This window comes from Pseudomonas sp. LF-5 (assembly GCF_037626295.1).
GTDB lineage: Bacteria > Pseudomonadota > Gammaproteobacteria > Pseudomonadales > Pseudomonadaceae > Aquipseudomonas > Aquipseudomonas monsensis.
The window spans coordinates 1,372,599-1,389,440 of the sequence record NZ_JARKMT010000001.1 but is presented as its reverse complement, the minus strand read 5'-3'; the positions used below and the strand labels follow the sequence as shown (position 1 = coordinate 1,389,440).

The 16,842-nt window shown below is 60.5% G+C and carries 19 protein-coding genes; 7 read left to right on the top strand and 12 right to left on the bottom strand.

The window, feature by feature from the left end; genetic code table 11:
- Both PseuLF5_RS06195 and PseuLF5_RS06190 read right to left on the bottom strand, forming a co-directional pair.
- Window positions 1-606 (bottom strand): glutathione S-transferase, encoded by a 606-nt coding sequence (locus PseuLF5_RS06195; protein WP_123467783.1) that lies wholly within the window; start codon window positions 604-606, stop codon window positions 1-3.
- A 62-nt stretch (window positions 607-668) separates the two neighbouring features.
- A complete protein-coding gene (locus PseuLF5_RS06190) occupies window positions 669-1,577 on the bottom strand; it encodes a MurR/RpiR family transcriptional regulator (protein WP_123467785.1) in 909 nt (302 codons plus the stop codon).
- Between the two features lie 444 nt (window positions 1,578-2,021).
- Here PseuLF5_RS06190 and PseuLF5_RS06185 point away from each other — a divergent pair, with 444 nt between their 5' ends.
- From PseuLF5_RS06185 to PseuLF5_RS06175, 3 genes are all read left to right on the top strand, one after another.
- Window positions 2,022-2,426 carry a TraR/DksA family transcriptional regulator gene (locus tag PseuLF5_RS06185; protein WP_003225981.1) on the top strand — a complete coding sequence of 135 codons (405 nt, stop codon included), beginning with the start codon at window positions 2,022-2,024 and terminating at the stop codon, window positions 2,424-2,426.
- Between the two features lie 223 nt (window positions 2,427-2,649).
- Window positions 2,650-4,254, top strand: coding sequence for a methyl-accepting chemotaxis protein (locus PseuLF5_RS06180; RefSeq protein ID WP_340133179.1), 1,605 nt, complete (start codon window positions 2,650-2,652; stop codon window positions 4,252-4,254).
- Window positions 4,255-4,363: 109 nt separating this feature from the next.
- Window positions 4,364-4,567 (top strand): hypothetical protein, encoded by a 204-nt coding sequence (locus PseuLF5_RS06175; protein WP_123467789.1) that lies wholly within the window; start codon window positions 4,364-4,366, stop codon window positions 4,565-4,567.
- 7 nt (window positions 4,568-4,574) lie between these two features.
- Here the strand turns inward: PseuLF5_RS06175 and PseuLF5_RS06170 are convergent, their stop codons facing one another.
- Both PseuLF5_RS06170 and PseuLF5_RS06165 read right to left on the bottom strand, forming a co-directional pair.
- Window positions 4,575-4,811: a DUF2789 family protein gene (locus PseuLF5_RS06170; protein ID WP_123467791.1), complete on the bottom strand. Its 237-nt coding sequence runs from the start codon at window positions 4,809-4,811 to the stop codon at window positions 4,575-4,577.
- 48 nt (window positions 4,812-4,859) lie between these two features.
- On the bottom strand, window positions 4,860-5,111 hold the full coding sequence (locus PseuLF5_RS06165; protein ID WP_123467793.1) for a hypothetical protein: 252 nt from the start codon (window positions 5,109-5,111) through the stop codon (window positions 4,860-4,862).
- Between the two features lie 421 nt (window positions 5,112-5,532).
- Here PseuLF5_RS06165 and PseuLF5_RS06160 point away from each other — a divergent pair, with 421 nt between their 5' ends.
- The 3 genes from PseuLF5_RS06160 (at window position 5,533) to PseuLF5_RS06150 (ending at window position 7,331) form a co-directional block, all read left to right on the top strand.
- On the top strand, window positions 5,533-5,982 hold the full coding sequence (locus PseuLF5_RS06160) for a hypothetical protein (protein ID WP_163005233.1): 450 nt from the start codon (window positions 5,533-5,535) through the stop codon (window positions 5,980-5,982).
- 5 nt (window positions 5,983-5,987) lie between these two features.
- Window positions 5,988-6,185, top strand: coding sequence for a hypothetical protein (locus tag PseuLF5_RS06155; RefSeq protein ID WP_123469150.1), 198 nt, complete (start codon window positions 5,988-5,990; stop codon window positions 6,183-6,185).
- Between the two features lie 129 nt (window positions 6,186-6,314).
- The gene (locus tag PseuLF5_RS06150; RefSeq protein ID WP_123467795.1) at window positions 6,315-7,331 is read left to right on the top strand and encodes an ABC transporter substrate-binding protein; all 1,017 of its coding nucleotides are present in this window, start codon (window positions 6,315-6,317) and stop codon (window positions 7,329-7,331) included.
- Between the two features lie 96 nt (window positions 7,332-7,427).
- Here PseuLF5_RS06150 and PseuLF5_RS06145 read toward each other — a convergent pair whose 3' ends face one another.
- Window positions 7,428-9,560, bottom strand: coding sequence for a TonB-dependent receptor (locus tag PseuLF5_RS06145; protein ID WP_340133178.1), 2,133 nt, complete (start codon window positions 9,558-9,560; stop codon window positions 7,428-7,430).
- A 92-nt stretch (window positions 9,561-9,652) separates the two neighbouring features.
- Window positions 9,653-10,042, bottom strand: coding sequence for a DUF2946 domain-containing protein (locus tag PseuLF5_RS06140; protein ID WP_123467799.1), 390 nt, complete (start codon window positions 10,040-10,042; stop codon window positions 9,653-9,655).
- A gap of 94 nt (window positions 10,043-10,136) precedes the next feature.
- Between PseuLF5_RS06140 and PseuLF5_RS06135 the strand changes: the two genes are divergently transcribed.
- The gene (locus tag PseuLF5_RS06135) at window positions 10,137-10,577 is read left to right on the top strand and encodes a DUF3995 domain-containing protein (protein ID WP_340133177.1); all 441 of its coding nucleotides are present in this window, start codon (window positions 10,137-10,139) and stop codon (window positions 10,575-10,577) included.
- A gap of 116 nt (window positions 10,578-10,693) precedes the next feature.
- On the opposite strand, the gene PseuLF5_RS06130 is transcribed toward PseuLF5_RS06135, so the two are convergent.
- Genes PseuLF5_RS06130 through PseuLF5_RS06105 form a run of 6 tightly spaced genes read right to left on the bottom strand, consistent with a single transcriptional unit; the run spans window position 10,694 to window position 16,751 of the window.
- Complete coding sequence (locus PseuLF5_RS06130; protein WP_336348084.1) at window positions 10,694-11,056, bottom strand: Na+/H+ antiporter subunit G; 363 nt, start codon at window positions 11,054-11,056, stop codon at window positions 10,694-10,696.
- Complete coding sequence (locus tag PseuLF5_RS06125; RefSeq protein WP_123467805.1) at window positions 11,053-11,331, bottom strand: K+/H+ antiporter subunit F; 279 nt, start codon at window positions 11,329-11,331, stop codon at window positions 11,053-11,055. Before PseuLF5_RS06125 ends, PseuLF5_RS06130 begins: the two co-directional genes overlap by 4 nt.
- Window positions 11,328-11,816, bottom strand: coding sequence for a Na+/H+ antiporter subunit E (locus PseuLF5_RS06120; RefSeq protein WP_340133176.1), 489 nt, complete (start codon window positions 11,814-11,816; stop codon window positions 11,328-11,330). The genes PseuLF5_RS06125 and PseuLF5_RS06120 overlap by 4 nt, the downstream gene beginning before the upstream one ends.
- Window positions 11,813-13,492, bottom strand: coding sequence for a monovalent cation/H+ antiporter subunit D (locus PseuLF5_RS06115; RefSeq protein ID WP_123467809.1), 1,680 nt, complete (start codon window positions 13,490-13,492; stop codon window positions 11,813-11,815). Before PseuLF5_RS06115 ends, PseuLF5_RS06120 begins: the two co-directional genes overlap by 4 nt.
- A complete protein-coding gene (locus tag PseuLF5_RS06110) occupies window positions 13,489-13,833 on the bottom strand; it encodes a Na+/H+ antiporter subunit C (protein ID WP_008085854.1) in 345 nt (114 codons plus the stop codon). Before PseuLF5_RS06110 ends, PseuLF5_RS06115 begins: the two co-directional genes overlap by 4 nt.
- A complete protein-coding gene (locus PseuLF5_RS06105; RefSeq protein WP_267795368.1) occupies window positions 13,833-16,751 on the bottom strand; it encodes a monovalent cation/H+ antiporter subunit A in 2,919 nt (972 codons plus the stop codon). Before PseuLF5_RS06105 ends, PseuLF5_RS06110 begins: the two co-directional genes overlap by 1 nt.
- Between the last annotated feature and the right edge of the window lie 91 nt (window positions 16,752-16,842).

Below are 16,842 nucleotides of genomic sequence, written 5' to 3'. Positions count from 1 at the left end.
TCAGGTCATCGGGGTGCTGACGAACGCTTCGAGGGTTTCGGCGTAGGCGGTGTATTGAGCGATGTGTGGGTAGCGGCGGGTGTCGATCTGGTCGGGGACGACGAGGCCGGTGAAGCTCCAGGCGACGGCGAGGCTGATGCCGGCCTGGGTGAGGGTGCCGTCGGTGGGCAGGCCGGTTTTTTCCAGTTCTTGCTCGAGGGCGGTGAACGCAGCGGCGAGTTGGCCTTCGACGCGTTCGACCCACGGTTGGTATTGGATGTCGGCCGGGCGCAGGTTGCGTTCGTAGTAGAGCTGCACGGCTTTTTCGCAGGCGGCGAGACTCAGGCCGATCAGGCGCAGGGCGTGGGCGCGTTGTTTGAGGTCGGCGGGCAGCAGGCTTTTGCCGGAACTGGCTTCGAGGTAATCGAGGATGAGGGTCGAGTCCATGAGGACGACGCCGTCGTCGAGGATCAGCGTGGGCGCTTTGACCACCGGGTTGATCTGCTGGAATTGCTCGAAGTGGCGGAACACCGAGACTGACTCGTGTTCGAGGTCGATGCCGAGGCGTTTGGCGGAGATCGCCACGCGGCGTACGTATGGGGAGTCCAGCATGCCGATCAGTTTCATGACGCGTTCCTTCAAGTCGAACCGAGTGGGAAGGCATAACCTAGCCGAGGCTGAGGCAAATGTCAGTCGTCGAAGCCGGGTTGTTCGTGAATCTCGTCGACATTCAGTTCCAGCCGATAGGCCACCGCCACAAACAACGCCTGACACAAACACAGCGTCGCGCTCAGCGAACGAAACGCCAATGCGCTGCCTTCATTCACCAGCAACAGGCTGTTGGCGTGCCTGGCCAGGGGCGAGAGGTGGCTGTCGGTGAGGATCAGGGTGTTGGCCTTTTGCTGGCGGGCGTAGCGCAGGCAATGTTGGGTTTCCTTGGCGTAGGGGGTGAAGCTGATGGCGATGACCAGATCATTTTCGCGGACGCTGCGCATCTGCTCGCGATAACTGCCACCCAGCCCCGATACCAACTGAATTCGCTTGTGAGTGTGTTGCAAGTTGTAAACGAGGTAGTCGGCGACGGCGAAGGAACGGCGCACGCCGACCACATAGATGTTGTCGGCGTTGACGATCAGGTCGACGGCTTTTTCGAAGGCGACGTCGTCAAGTTCACGGCCCAGGCGTTCGATGCCGGAGCGGGTGGCGTCGATGCATTCGCGGGCGAGGTCGCCGTCGCTGGTTTGCTGCGACGGGTTGGCGATCAGGCTGCGGATGCGTTGCTGGTAGTTCTGTGCCGGCGAGGCTTTGTGGGTGTAGGCGGTGCGGAACAGTGCCTGCATTTCGCTGAAACCGCTGAAGCCGAAGCGCTGCGAGAAGCGGACGATGGCGGAGGGGTGGACTTCGCATTCGCGGGCGATGTCGCTGATGCGATCGACCATGATCCGGTCGCTTTGCTGGCTCATGTAGCTGGCGATGCGTTTTAGCTGGCGCGGCAGGGTGTCGTATTCGTCGGTGATCAGTTGCAGCAGACGCTCGGCATTGATCGGGGGGCTGGCGAGGGTGGGCTCGTCGGTGGCCGGCAGATCGGGGCGGGGCATAAGGTGTCCTTAGGGCTGATCAAATCACACGATGGCGGTGTGCCTGATAATAGGCGGGGTGCGAGCAGTTGGCTGGGGAGTTTTTCGGCGTCTGCGCAGCTGAAACGATGCACTGCGCGGGCGGCATGGCTGAAAAAAAATGCGACCGGTTGCCGCTGGTTTAGCCGTTTGTCTTCTATATACAGCCGCTCGACTGAATTTCTTGCTATAAACGCACTCCGATGACCGCCACGACGCCTGTGTCAGAGCTGTTAACGGGTGTTGTCGGACAAATTCCCAGTATTTACAGTTGCTGAGGCCTCAATCGGGCCTTAGACTGCCGCCCCTTCGTAAATTGAGTGCCGGGTGGCGTTTGCAATAAACGATGCCTTTTCGTCGACCGGACACGGTTCGCCGGAACGCTCCCTAATTCGCCTTAATGCACGTTTTTTTATAGAGATATCAATGACAAAGGACAAGTTGCTGGCCATGCCGGCAGATGACTACATGAATGCAGAGCAACACGCTTTCTTCACTGAGCTGTTGCAGAACATGAAAGTCGAAACCCACGAGCGCATTGAGCAAAACCGTATCGCCATCGAAAGCCTGGACACCCCGGCCGACCCGGCGGATGCAGCTTCGGTTGAAGAAGAGCGCACCTGGCTGGTGAACGCGATTGATCGCGACCAGCGCATGCTGCCGCAACTGGAACAAGCCCTTGAGCGCATCAAGGAAGACAGTTTTGGCTGGTGCGACGACAGCGGCGAGGCCATTGGCCTGAAACGCCTGCTGATCAGCCCGACCACCAAGTACTGCATCGAAGCTCAAGAGCGTCACGAGCAGATCGACAAGCACCAGCGTCAGGCCTGATTCCATGGCGGCCCCCTGAAAGGGGGGCGCCTGCAAAAGATCGCAGCCTTCGGCAGCTCCAAAAGGGGTGCCGTGGCTGCGATCTTTGCTTTTGCTCGTCTGCACTATTTCCAAGCCGTTCCATTGACCTGCTGCAGACCCCGCGACTAACGGACCATAGATAATGGCGTTGTAGTGGCGTTTAATGCAGTCACAACAATGAGAACAAGCGTGGGGTGTTGATATGACGAGAGATGGATCTCTGGTTGGGGCTTTGCCTGCACCAGTGCTTTTGCCGAAAAACCGCTGGATCGCACCGACCCTGCAAAGCATCGCCCTGATGCTGTTGTTGGCCGGCATGACCCTGGGTGAAGGGTCGTTGTACATTGGCATGCCACTGGCGGTGCTGATTGTCTGGCTGCCGCGCCTGCGCTCGCGAACCGTCCTCGATGCACCGCCTGCCGACACCGGCAGTGCCATTTCCGAACTGACCCGCGATCTTTCCTACACCACCAGCCACAACGCGTTGTCGGCGGCAGGAGTGGCGTTTTCGGTCAAGGAACTGGCGAACAAACTCGAATCGCAACTCGACGCGGCGGCGCGGATCGTCAGCAATGCCGAGGTGATGATTGCGACCGAGCACGCCACTTCGCAGCTCAGTCGCCAAGCCCTGGAAGCCGCCAGTGAGGCCCATCAAAGCAGTGCTGCGGGACGTGCCGAGCTGGTCGATTCCATCTCGCGCATGCATCAACTCAGCCAGCGCGCCAATGCCAGCCGCGAACTGATCGAGGCGTTGAGCCTGCGCAGCGACGATATTCAGCGGGTGACGCTGGTGATTCAGTCGATTGCCAGTCAGACCAACCTGTTGGCGTTGAACGCGGCGATTGAAGCGGCTCGGGCCGGCGAGCATGGCCGCGGTTTTGCCGTAGTGGCGGATGAGGTGCGCGGGTTGGCGGCCAGAACGGCGTCGGCGACGGGGGAAGTCGGCGAGATGGTTGCCGACATTCAGCAACGGACTGCACAGGTCGTGGAGCAGATCCGCGAGTTGTCCAGCGACCTGCACACCGGCGTCGAACAGGTTGAAAACACCGGGCAGCACCTGGAAAACATCGCACGCCTGGCGGCCGGCGTGGAAACTCAGGTCGGTGAAATCGCCCGGGGCGCGGAAACCAATCGCGAGCAACTCGACAGCCTGTTTAAGGCCATCGAGCAGATGCGCAGCGATCTGGCGATCAGCGATCAACAGACCCGTCGCCTCGCCGAAGCGGCGGTGCAGATGGAAGGGCAGGCCGAAACCATCAGCGAACGTCTGGCTGAGGTTGGCCTGGATGACTATCACCAGCGTATTTATGACCTGGCGCGTGAGGGGGCGAGTCAGATCGCGGCGCGTTTCGAGGCGGATGTCGAACAGGGGCGGATCAGTCTGGAGGATCTGTTCGATCGCCAGTATCAGGCGATTCCCAATACTCAACCGGCCAAGTACCAGACCCGTTTCGACCGTTACACCGATCAGGTGCTGCCGGCGATTCAGGAGCCCTTGTTGCCGCGCCATGAAGGTCTGGTGTTCGCCATCGCCTGCACGCAGCAGGGTTATGTGCCGACGCATAACCAGGTGTTCAGCCAGCCGTTGACCGGGGATGTGCAGGTTGATGCGGTCAACAATCGCACCAAACGCAAGTTTGCCGACCGCACCGGGATACGCTGTGGCAGTCATCAGCAACCGGTGCTGTTGCAAACCTACACCCGCGACACCGGCGAATTGATGCACGATTTGTCGGTGCCGATCATGATCAAGGGACGTCACTGGGGTGGATTGCGGCTGGGCTACAAACCGGAGACCCCGTGCTGATTGTTACCGTTGAGGCAAGGGTTCTGTGCAGCGGCGTTGCTTTTTCCTTCCGAATGAAAGCATTAGTCTGCCGGCTTAGTTAGGTAGCTAATTAATTCAGGAGGTCGGCATGCAATGCCGGGTTGATGTCGCCGTGATGATCGGTAGTGGTGTACCCGCCGGTTTGCGCGCAAGGGGGCAAAGCGTTTGCTGGGTGGTGCTGCTCAACGGGGAGCAACGCGGCACCGCATTTGCCAGCCGCGACGAGGCCGAAGAGTGCAAGGCTGCGTGGCTCGCGCAATTGCAGGCCGAGCCCGCTGACAGTCTGCACTGATCAGTGCTTACTTGCCGGGGTGCAGGCGCACGTTCAATTCATCGACCATGACGGCTTCTTCGCCGTCGGCGCGTAACCATTCCTTGAGCAATTGCGCCTGTTGCGGCGACCAGAAGTCGGCCTCGATCAATTTGACATCGGCGGGCAGTGGATGCGCTTCGATGAAGTCGTCGATAGCGCTGCCTTCCGAGGGCAGGCCCAACTGGTCGAACAGGGTTTTCAGGTCGTATGCTGGCAGTTCCATCGTTTACTCCTTGGTTTTGCGCCGACATGGCGCAGTCGATCACTCCCTTTATCTGAGGCAGTCGCCGGCCAGGAGTTCGATTTGCGCTTCAAGTGAACGAGCCAAGGCACAGGCTTCGTTATGGTCTTCGCGGAAACCTCTGACGCGACCGGTGGATTTTTCCTTGATGTGAAAGAAGGCGATGCCCGCCGGCACGACTTGAAAGCGTGGGGTCGGGTCGGGCGTTTCACTGACATGGAAGATCAGCGTCGATTTGTGCCTGGCCTCTACGGGAGTGGCAAAGTGAGTCAGGGTGCACATATGAAGTCCTTTTCATCGGTCGGCCGGCATTTACTGGCCGTTGCGGGTAGTCGTAATGAGCGTTGCTGCTCTAGAATCGCCAGTACCTGTTGACGACAGGGCTTATCTAAAGCAATTTTTCACGGGCGATATGTCGGAAAAATGCTTTTTTTCGTGAGAATTTTCCCTAAAGTTCGTAGTCAGCTTTCTCTGAGCGTCAGTAAGGAATCTTCCTTCGAACTTTGGCGACATCGGAGCAAGTTTCGCGAGTGACATTCCAGTAGTCTTACGCACCTCGCGATAAATGAGCGCTCCGCTCGCTCGGACTTTTATTTGAGTCACTTGGCAGTTCTGTCGGCATGGCCGTTTTTTGCCGCGCGCGTTTTCCGTGCACGGTTTTTTCAGATGTGGGGATGTTTCTTTGGCAGTCAGTAACCTCGATATGCATGCTTTGTTCGTGCTCGGTGATTTGCGTGCAAAGCTGGTCAAGCTGTTCCAGTCGCGTTTTGTTTACATCACCGAGCAAAACGCCGAAGGCATTTACGTAGCCGAAATCGACACCGAAAGTGCCTTGGTGGTCGATGACAAACCGGGGCTCAAGCTCAAGGTTGGCGATCATTTCAGCGCGTCGGTCCTGCCCAGCCGCGAAGGCGGCAAGATGGATATCCGTTTTCGTGAAATCAAACTGACGGTCTACGGCCTGGGCGACTACGCCTTTGTCGACACCGCCGATGGTCACGCGATCCTGTTCAAGGAAGGCCACAGTGTGGTGACCGTGTTCGCCGCCAATGAGCAACTGCAGGAAGGCCTGACCAAAACCCTGAAAGCCGTCACCGCCAAGGCCGCCAAATGGCGCAAGGGCGAACTGGTGACTTTCAAGGCCAGCGAGTGAATGCTGTGAGTCGCGCTGATTTTCATGTGCACCACCTCGATAATGCGCGTGAAGAGGCTCGGCGTCTGTTCGATGCGAAAGCCCGATTGCAGGGCGCGTGGCTGGGGTGGGTGGCATCGCAGATCTACACGTTGCGCCCGGCGGAATACGCCAGCATGGTCAGACGCGAGCTGCAAAGCTTGCAGGAAAAGTCTGAAACCTGACCTCGTCCGGGATACGCCCCGGAAAAAGCAGGAACCTCGGCTACAGTCAGTTGACTGAGTATTCAGAGGCTTGCGGTCTTCCATCAGGCCATCCTGCTATTGCTGTGAACAGCGCGAGGTGCAAAAAGCATGAACGGATTTCGACGGTTGTTGGCCGCCAGCGCGGCCGCATTCGCTTTGCTGGCGTCGGCACCACCGCTGATGGCCGCGCAGGCGCCGATTCATTTTGCCGACCTGAATTGGGAAAGCGGCAGCCTGATCACCGATGTCTTGCGGATCATCGTCGAGAAGGGCTACGGATTGCCGACGGACACGTTGCCCGGCACCACCATCACCCTGGAAACCGCGCTGGCCAACAATGACATTCAGGTCATTGGCGAGGAGTGGGCCGGGCGTAGTCCGGTGTGGGTCAAGGCAGAAGCCGAGGGCAAGGTGGTCAGCCTCGGTGATACGGTCAAGGGCGCGACCGAAGGCTGGTGGGTGCCGGAATACGTGATCAAGGGGGACCCGGCCAAAGGCATCAAGCCGCTGGCGCCGGACCTGCGCAGCGTCAGTGACCTGAAAAAGTACAAGGATGTGTTCAAGGACCCGGAGAGCCCGAACAAGGGCCGGTTCCTCAACAGCCCCATTGGCTGGACCTCGGAAGTGGTCAACAAGCAGAAGCTGACGGCATACGGCCTGCAGGATGACTTCACCAATTTCCGCAGTGGCTCGGGAGCGGCACTGGACGCCGAGATCAGTTCTTCGATTCGTCGCGGCAAACCGGTGTTGTTCTACTACTGGTCGCCGACACCGCTGCTGGGCAAATTCAAACTGGTGCAACTGGAAGAGCCGCCGTTTGATGCCGAGGCATGGAAGACCCTGACCGACGCCGACAATCCGAATCCGAAACCGACCCGGTCGCTGGCCTCGAAGCTGTCGATTGGCGTGTCTACGCCGTTTCAAAAGCAGTACCCGCAGATTGCCGAATTCTTCAGCAAGGTCGATTTTCCGATCGAGTCGCTGAACAAGGCGCTGGCAGACATGAGTGAAAAACACACCGCGCCACGCCAAGCGGCTGAAGCCTTCATGAAAGCGCATCCGGATGTGTGGCAGGCATGGTTGCCGAAGGATGTGGCGGATAAGGTGGCGGCTGATCTGAAATAGAGGGGTTGCGGCTGACGCCATCGCGAGCAGGCTCACTCCTGCATTTGGGATGCGTTTCCCTGTAGGAGTGAACCTGCTCGCGATGCTTTCAAGCTTTTAGAATCGAGTCTGCACCGCCAATTCAAAGGTGCGCGGCGTGCCCAGATAGTAAGCCGGCGACACATGCGCAAACTCGGCGTACACCTCGTTGGTCAGGTTGCGCACCCGCCCAGTGACGGTGGTGTGTGAATCAACCTTGTAGCTGAGGAAACTGCCGAACAGCGTGTACGACGGCACCGTCATGGTGTTGGCGGTGTCGGCATACACCGATGCTACGTAACGCGCATCGACCCCACCTTGCCATTGCGGCGAAAAGTCATAGGTCAGCCACACATTGCCGACGCGATCCGGCACGTTGGTCGGTGTATTGCCCTTGCGCGACACCACGACACCGGCGGCATTCTTTTCAGTGAAGTCGTCGTACTGCGCATCGACCCAGGCGAAGTTGCCTTCGGCCAACAGCTTGTCGGTGATACGCAACGAACTCGCAATCTCGATGCCTTTCGAGGTCTGCTGGCCGACTGGAATGCTGCTGGTCGGGTCCAGTGGATCGGTAACGGCGAAGTCCTTGCGCTCGATGGTGTAGGCGGCGACGGTCGCCGAGCCTCGCCCGTTCAGGTAGTCGAACTTGCTGCCAATCTCCCATTGTTTGCCCGTCGAAACATCAAAGTCCTGAGTACCGTTCGGTTGCTCGGCGGCGGTGCTGTATTGCACGTAGACGTTGGCCGACGGGATGAATTGCCAGGTCAGGCCGACGCGACCAGTCACCGGCTCCCAACTGCGCTTGAGGTGCTTGGGGTTGGCGGCGGTCACTGTGCGATGGTTGGTGACGTCGAGGTCGATATCGTCGTAACGCAGGCCTGTGAGCAGCGACAGTTTGTCGGTCAGCGCCAGACGGTTTTCCACGAACAGTGCCTTGGTCGTGACTTCATTGGTCTTGTCGCTGATCAACTTCGGGTTGGTGCCGGGAATGTCGTAGAAATGCCCCGGCCGGTAGTTGTTCGGGTCCACCGTACTCGCGCCTTTGACGTTGAGCGGTGAGTTGGTGGTCTGGTTGACCTTGTATTCGAAACCCCCGGACCACGTTGTATCGAGACCGAAGAACGTATTGTCGTGACGCAGTTCGAACTGGTTGCCGTTCTGCTCGCCCTGATGGCGCACCTGATACGCGGTGGAGCGATTCACCGCCGTGTTGTCGGCGTTGTACTGATAGGTTTCGAGGTTGCGGTAGTCGCGCTGGCTGTCGAGGTGATACAGCGTGTTGCGCAGGGTGGTGCTGTCGTTGATCCGGTAATCAATGATCGAGCGCAGCCAGATCGTCCGTTGTTCGTAGCGCCCGTCTTCGACGTTGTAATTGTTGAAGCGGTTGTGTCTGTCGATTTTCAACTCACCGGCCTTGGGGTTGAGCACCGGCGTGCCCCAGTACGGGCTTTCTTCGTGCTCGTCCTGATATTCGAGGGCTAGGGTGTGCGACAGGTCCGGCGTGAGGTCGCTGAGCAGCGAGAACGCCACGCTCCAGGCATCGCGTTCCTGGCGGTCGATGTAGCCGTTGCTAGTGTTGTGACTGACATCCAGACGCGCGTAGTGCTGCACATCGGCATTCGGCGCGGTCAGTGCGTGGTTTAGGCCGAATGCGGTTTCGGTGGTGTCGTAGGTGCCGTAGCTGACCCGACCTTCAGTTGCCTGTTCATCGCGGCTGGCCAGTTTGGTCACGTAGTTCAACGAACCGCCGACGGAACCTGCGCCATTGACCAGCGATGACGGACCACCGAGCAATTCCACCCGGTCGTAAATCCACGCATCCACCGGCCGGGCGAGGCCGCCGGATACGTTGATGCCGTTGAACATCTGGGTAATCTGGCTGCTGGTGAAGCCACGATAGGAGACGAAGCCGCCGAAACCCGGCGGTGCGCTGGCATTGACCCCAGGCAGGGTGTTGGCGGCGTCCTGGAAATTTTGTGCGCCGTGGCGTTCGATGTCGTTGCGGTTGGCAATGGCCACCGACGCGGGTGTGTCGCGCACGCTCAGACCGAGGCGCGAGGCCATGCCACTGGATTGGTCGAGGCTCAAGCCCGGTTCGGCACCGGACTCGCCATTGATGGTGATCGGCGCCAGATCCACGGCGGATTGCGCCCAGGCGTTAACGGACAGGCAGCCGCACAGGCTCGCCAGCAAAGTGAGTTGTTTCATCATTGAATCCTGAATGCTTGGCTAGGTGTCAGCGCACAGGCAAACGCCGCGCGTTGGCGCAGTGGGCTGACAAATCAATAGGGCGAAGACACTCAGGCGAGCGGTGGGGCGCGAGGGTTGGCCGAGGGCCAGGTGAAGCGGGCAGGGAGGTCGGCGCTGACGACAGGCGCCAACGGCGGACTGTGTTGTTCGGGCAGCACCGCAAGGGTCAGGCTGGAGTTGAACGCCGGGCCCATGCCCCCGCCGACAGAGCACAGCGGGCAACCGAACGCCTTGCTCAGGGTCGGCAGTTTTTCTTCGACGGGATTTGACGTGAGCGGCGCTTGAGTGGCCGGGTCGACCGTACAGAACTGGCCGCCGATGCCGTTGAGTTGCATGCCGACCATTTGCCCGTGACCGATGCTGCAGGCGAACACATTGAACAGGACGCAGCAATAGAGCATCCAGGCCAGCAGTGAGCGATCGGAACGGGAGAATTTCATGGGGCGGCACTTTACCGTACCGCTGATCGGTCGTGCACTTGAAAAAATGCCGACTAGGATGATTTGTTCAAGTCTTTTGAAAGGACTCTCAAGCATGACCTTCGTATTGGCTCAGTGGCTGGTGACGATTTTTGCAATCATCAGCCTGGTGCATGTGTATTGGGCGTTGGGTGGGCAGTGGGCGGCGGTAGCTGCGGTGCCGCAGATTCCCGTGCAGGGGCTGGTGGCGACAGTACGACCGGCCTTCGAGCCTTCAGGCTGGATCACGCTGCTGGTGGCGGCAGCGTTATTGGCGATTGCCGGGCTGGTCTGCATGCGCGTCGGCTGGGGAATGCCGGCGGTGCATGAGGGCTGGCTGCAATGGGTAATCAGTGCAATTGCGCTGTTGATGTTTGCCCGGGCAATTGGCGATTCGAATCTGGTGGGCTTCTTCAAAGAGGTGAAGGATTCACGGTTTGCGCGACTGGATACGTGGGTGTATTCGCCGTTGTGTCTGGCGCTAGGGGCGGGGTTGTTGGCGGTGGCCTGGGTTTGAGGTTTGAGGTGATCTGGAGAGCGCTATCGCGAGCAGGCTCACTCCTACAGAGGAACGCGTTCCAAGTGTAGCGGTGAGCCTGCTCGCGATAGCGTCATTGCAGACAATACAAAGCTTCAGCTGCCGCTTTCGGTGCGCCGGCTGCTGACCTCGGCCGGCACATCATCCCCGGCCATGCGCTTGCGGAACAACGCCGCCCGCGCCAGCAGCAACGTGGTGACCGGTACGGTGATCGCCAACAGAACCGGAATCAGCCAGGCGTGCAGCACCGGCCCCGATTTCAATGCCGAAAAACAAATGATCGACGCCAATGCCACGCACCACGCTCCCAGCGTCGAGGCCAGGGCTGGCGGGTGCATGCGCTGAAAGTAATCCTTCATGCGCAATAATCCGGTCGCACCGATCAGCGCGAACACGCCGCTGAGTACCAGCAGGATCGCCACGGGGATCTCGACCCATAAAGACAAATCGGCATTCATTCGATCACCTCGCCACGTAGCAGGAATTTCGCCAGGGCAAACGAGCCGACGAAGCCGAACAGCGCAATCAGCAGCGCCGCTTCGAAGTAAGTGTCACTGGAATAACGAATGCCGAGGGTCAGCATCATCAGCATGGCGATGATGTACAGGTAGTCCAGGGCCAGTACTCGATCCTGCGCCGACGGCCCCTTGAACAGGCGCACCAGGGTCAGCACCATGGCCAGCGAGAACAGGAACAACGTCAGCAGAATCGCGTTCGACAGTAACGGGCTCATTCGAAAATCTCCATCAGCGGCCGCTCGTAAGTGCGCTTGAAGTGCTCGATGAACTGCGCTTCGTCATCCAGATCCCACACGTGCAGCAACAGAATGCTGCGATCCAGCGCCAGTTCCGACCACACGGTGCCGGGCACCACGGTGCAGATCATTGCCAGCGCCGCCAGGCCATGGGCATCGCGCAAGTCCAGCGGCACCTTGATAAAACGTGAGCGGGGCGGGCGGCGACCGGCGTTGAGTACGCCCCAAGCAACGATCAGGTTGGACATGATCACGTCACGCCCGACCAGCAGGAACAGGCGCAGAATTGTCCCCGGACGGCGAACGCGTACTGGTTTCGGGCGCAACTTGCGCATCATCAATGGCGCGGCGAACCCCAGTATTGCGCCAAGCAACAGATTGCCCGGGCTGACCGACAGGTTCAGCGTCAGCCATAACACCCACAGGGTCAGTGACAGCAACGGTGCCGGGAAAATGCGCTTCATGGCTGCACCTCCAGCATCGCGGCTTTGGCTTCCGGGCTTGGCACGGCGCGGGTGCCGAGCACGGCCATCACGTATTGCTGCGGATTGTTCAGCGCGTCGGCGGTGGCCTGGGTGTAACGCAGCAGCGGTTCGGCCTTGAAGGTCAGGGCGATGCTCAACCCCAGCAGCAGGAAAATCGGTGCGCATTCGAGTTTGCGCAGCAGCGGCGACGGGCGCTCCTCGGGTGTCCAGAAGCGCTGGATGCCAAGGCGCGAGAACGCCATCAACGAGGCCAGCCCGGACAGGATCAACAATGTCAGCAACGCCCACGCCGCATTGGAAATCGGTGCGCCCGTGCCCAGCCCCAGCGGATTGAGCAAGGCGCCGATCAGGTTGAGTTTGCCAATGAAACCGGACAACGGTGGCATACCGATGATCAGCAACGCGCAGGCAATGAAGCTCAGGCCGAGAAACGCCATGGTCCACGGGATGACCTGACCGACCACGGCTTTCTGCTCATCATCGAGGTTGATGCCCTTGGGCGGCTGCAAGGACTCTTGCGGACGTGGCAGCAGTTCGCTTTCGTCTTCCAGCGGAATTTCGTTGGCCGAACGCGAGCGCTCGATCAACTCGGCGAGCAGGAACAACGCGCTCAGCGCCAGGGTCGAGCTGACCAGATAGAACAGCGCGGCGCCGATCAGGTTCGGCTGGGCGAAACCCACCGCCGACAGCAGAATCCCCGCCGACACCAGAATGCTCAGGCTGGCCATGCGCTCCAGGCGTTGCGCGGCAAGAATCGCCAGCCCCGCGCAAGCCATGGTCGCCATGCCGCCGTAGATCAGCCAGTCGCCGCCGAAGAAGGCCGAGGCCCCGGCCTGGCCGGAGAAAAGCAGTGTCCACAGGCGTAGCAGGGTGTAGACGCCGACCTTGGTCATGATCGCGAACATGGCCGCCACCGGCGCACTGGCCGAGGAGTAGGCCGGCACCAGCCAGAAATTCAACGGCCACATCCCCGCCTTAGCCAGGAACGCCACCGCGAGAATCCCCGCGCCAGCGTGCAGCAAGCCACGGTCGGCTTCCGATACCAGCGGAATTTTCAGCGCCAGATCGGCCATGTTCAATGTGCCGGTGACGCCGTAGATCAGCGCCGCGCCAATCAGGAACAACGACGAGGCGAGCAGGTTGATCGAGATGTAATGCAGCCCCGACGACACCCGAGCCCGGCCCGAGCCGTGTAGCAACAGGCCATAAGACGCGGCGAGCAACACTTCGAAGAACACGAACAGGTTGAACAGATCCGCCGTCAGGAATGCGCCGTACAGGCCCATCAATTGAATCTGGAACAGCGCGTGGAAACTCGAACCGGCGCCGTCCCAACGGGCCATGGCAAACAGCAGCGCGCTGACGCCGATGATCCCGGTCAGCACCAGCATCAGTGCCGACAGGCGATCGACCACCAGCACAATGCCGAACGGTGCCTGCCAGTTGCCCGGCAGGTACACGCCGATGGAGCCGGGCACGCCGGTGGTCTGTGTCCATTGCAGCAGCATCACCGAAATGAACAGCCCGACGAGGCTGGAGAACAGGTTGATTTTCGCCTTCAGCGGTCGGTGTTTCTCGCCAAGCATCAGCATGATGGCGGCGGTCAGCAGCGGCAGCAGGATCGGCGCGGCGATCAGGTGAGTCATCGCCATCATTCTTTAGGCTCCCGGCCGTCGACGTGGTCGGTACCGGTCAGGCCGCGCGAGGCCAACAGCACGACGAGGAACAGCGCGGTCATGGCGAAGCTGATGACGATCGCGGTGAGGACCAGTGCTTGCGGTAACGGGTCGGTGTAGTGCAGCAAGTCCTGGGTGACGCCGTCCTTGATCACCGGCTCCTTGCCGATGAACAGGCTGCCCATGCTGAAGATGAACAGGTTGACCGCGTACGACAGCAGGCACAGGCCCATCACCACCTGGAATGTCCGTGGCCGCAGGATCAGCCAGACGCCAGACGCGGCGAGTACGCCGATGGCGATTGCGATGACTTCTTCCATCAGACGGCTCCTTTGCTGGCGACGGACTTGGGCAGCGATGCAGTCTTGTGACCGCGTACCGATTGGTGGGCGAGGGCGGTAAGGATCAACAGCGTCGAACCGACAACCACGGCATACACGCCGATATCAAAGAACAGCGCACTGGCGATATGGATATCGCCCAGCAACGGCAAGGTGAAATGCCAGGTGTGGGTGGTCAGGAACGGATAACCGACCGCCATTGCGCCCAGCCCGGTGGCGGTGGCGAACAACAAGCCGGTGCCCATCCAGCGCAACGGGCGCAGGCTCATTTGCGCTTCGACCCACTGCGTACCGGCGACCATGTATTGCAGGATGAACGCCACCGACATCACCAGGCCGGCGACAAATCCGCCGCCCGGCTGGTTGTGCCCGCGCATGAACAGGTAGCACGACACCACCAGCGCAATCGGCAGCAACAGGCGCACCAGCACCGCCGGCACCATCATGAAGCCGAGCGCGGTGTCGCTGGCCGAACGCGGGTTGACCAGGTCGGTGACCACGTCCGGCGCCAGCAGGCGTTGCTGGGCCGGCAACTGCAGGCTTTCTTTCGGTGGGCGGAAGCGGCGTAGCAGGGCGAACACGGTCAGCGCCACGGCGACCAGCACGGTGATTTCGCCCAGGGTGTCGAAGCCACGGAAGTCCACCAGCATCACGTTGACCACGTTGCTGCCGCCGCCCTCGGGCATGGCACGACTGAGGTAGAACGAGGAGATGTCGTTCGGCGTCTGGCGCGTCAGCATGGCGTAGGAGAGCAACGCCATGCCGCCACCCACGGCAATCGACAGCAGCAAGTCGCGCAGGCGGCGAATGCGCGCTTTGCGCAGGCTGCTCGGCAGTGGCGAGACTTCTTCGATCCGGCGTGGCAGCCAGCGCAGCCCCAGCAGGATCAATACGGTGGTGACGACCTCGACCGCCAGTTGTGTCAGCGCCAGATCCGGTGCCGAGAACCAGACGAAGGTCACGCAGGTCATCAACCCGCAGACGCTGACCATGGTCAGCGCGGCGAGACGGTGGTACTTGGCCTGCCACGCGGCGCCGAGGGCGCAGGCGATTGCCAGCAGCCACAGGGTCACGAAGACAATCGAGCCGGGAATCTTCGGCCGGTCGCCCCAGCTCAGGCTGCTGTGCAGCATCGGAATCAGGCCGGCGAGCACCGCGGCCAATACCATCAGGAACAGTTGCATTTGCAGGCGGCGGGTGCCAAGTCGACGTTCGACGCGCCGGGCCATGCGCATCATCACCACCAGACTGCGTTCGAACAGGCGCTTGCCGTTGAAGCGACCGATCAGTGGCGGGTATTTGAAGCGACCGCGCTTGAGCTGGTTGCGCAGCAACAGGTAGACGACGATGCCGCCGGACATGGCGATCAGGCTCATGATCATCGGCGCATTCAGACCGTGCCAGATCGCCAGGCTGTATTCCGGCAGCGTGCCGCCAACCACCGGCAGGGCGGCCGCTGCGAGCAGCGGGCCGACCACTTGCGCCGGAAAGATGCCGACGACGAGGCAGGTAAAGACCAGCAACTCTACTGGCGCGCGCATCCAGCGCGGCGGTTCGTGCGGGGTGTGCGGAAGGTCGGTGGCGGTCGGGCCGAAAAACACATCAACCGTAAAGCGCAGCGAGTAGGCGACGCTGAACGTACCGGCGATGGTCGCGACAATCGGCAGCGCCGCCTCGACCCACGCCGTGGCATTGATGAACACGGTTTCGGCGAAGAACATTTCTTTCGACAGGAAGCCGTTGAGCAACGGCACGCCGGCCATCGAGGCACTGGCGACCATCGCCAGTGTCGCGGTGAACGGAATCAGTTTGATCAGGCCACTGAGTTTGCGGATATCGCGGGTGCCGCTTTCGTGGTCGATGATGCCGGCGGCCATGAACAGCGAGGCCTTGAACGTGGCGTGGTTGAGGATGTGGAACACCGCCGCGACCGCTGCCAGCGGGCTATTGAGGCCCAGCAGCAGGGTGATCAGGCCGAGGTGGCTGATGGTCGAGTAGGCCAGCAGGCCTTTGAGGTCGTTCTGGAACATCGCGCAATACGCGCCGAGCAACAGCGTGCAGGCACCGGCGCCGCTGACGATGTAGAACCATTCCTCACTGCCGGACAGCGACGGCCACAGACGGGCGAGAAGAAAGACCCCGGCCTTGACCATGGTCGCCGAGTGCAGGTAAGCCGAAACCGGCGTGGGCGCCGCCATGGCGTGCGGTAGCCAGAAGTGGAAAGGAAACTGCGCGCTTTTGCTGAGGGCGCCGATGAGGATGAGGGGGAGCAGAATGGGGTAGAGGGCATGTGCGCGAATCTGATCGCCGGCGGCCAGGACCTTGTCCAGGTCATAGCTGCCGACGACATGGCCGAGGATCATGACCCCCGCCAGCAGGCACAATCCGCCAGCCCCGGTGACCATCAGCGCCATGTAGGCGCCGCGACGGGCGTCGGCGCGGTGGTGCCAGTAACCGATCAGCAGGAACGAGAAAAGGCTGGTCAACTCCCAGAAAAACACGATCTGGATCAGGTTGCCGGAAATCACCAGGCCGAGCATGGCGCCCATGAACGCCAGAAAAAACGCGAAGAAACGCGGCACCGGGTCATCCGGTGACATGTAATAACGGGCATATAAAGAGACGAGGGTGCCGATGCCCAGGACCAGTATCGAGAACAGCCAGGCGAAGCCGTCCATGCGCAGCACGAAGTTCAGGCCCAGGCTCGGCAGCCACATGAACTCTTCGCGGATCACGCCGCCGTGGGCAATTTGCGGGTACAACATCGCGACCTGGACGGTGCCGATCAAAGCGACCAGGCCTGCCAGGAGGGATTCGGTATTACGCGCGTTGTGTGGCAGCACCGCTGCCAGACAGCTGCCAATGAATGGCAGAAGCAGTAGAACTATCAGGGACATAGGCTTCTAATCTGCGGAAGTTTGTGAAGCATCATACGTGCCAGCTCCCTGATCACCAAACGCCAGGATGTCTCAGAATCCTACAAAGTAG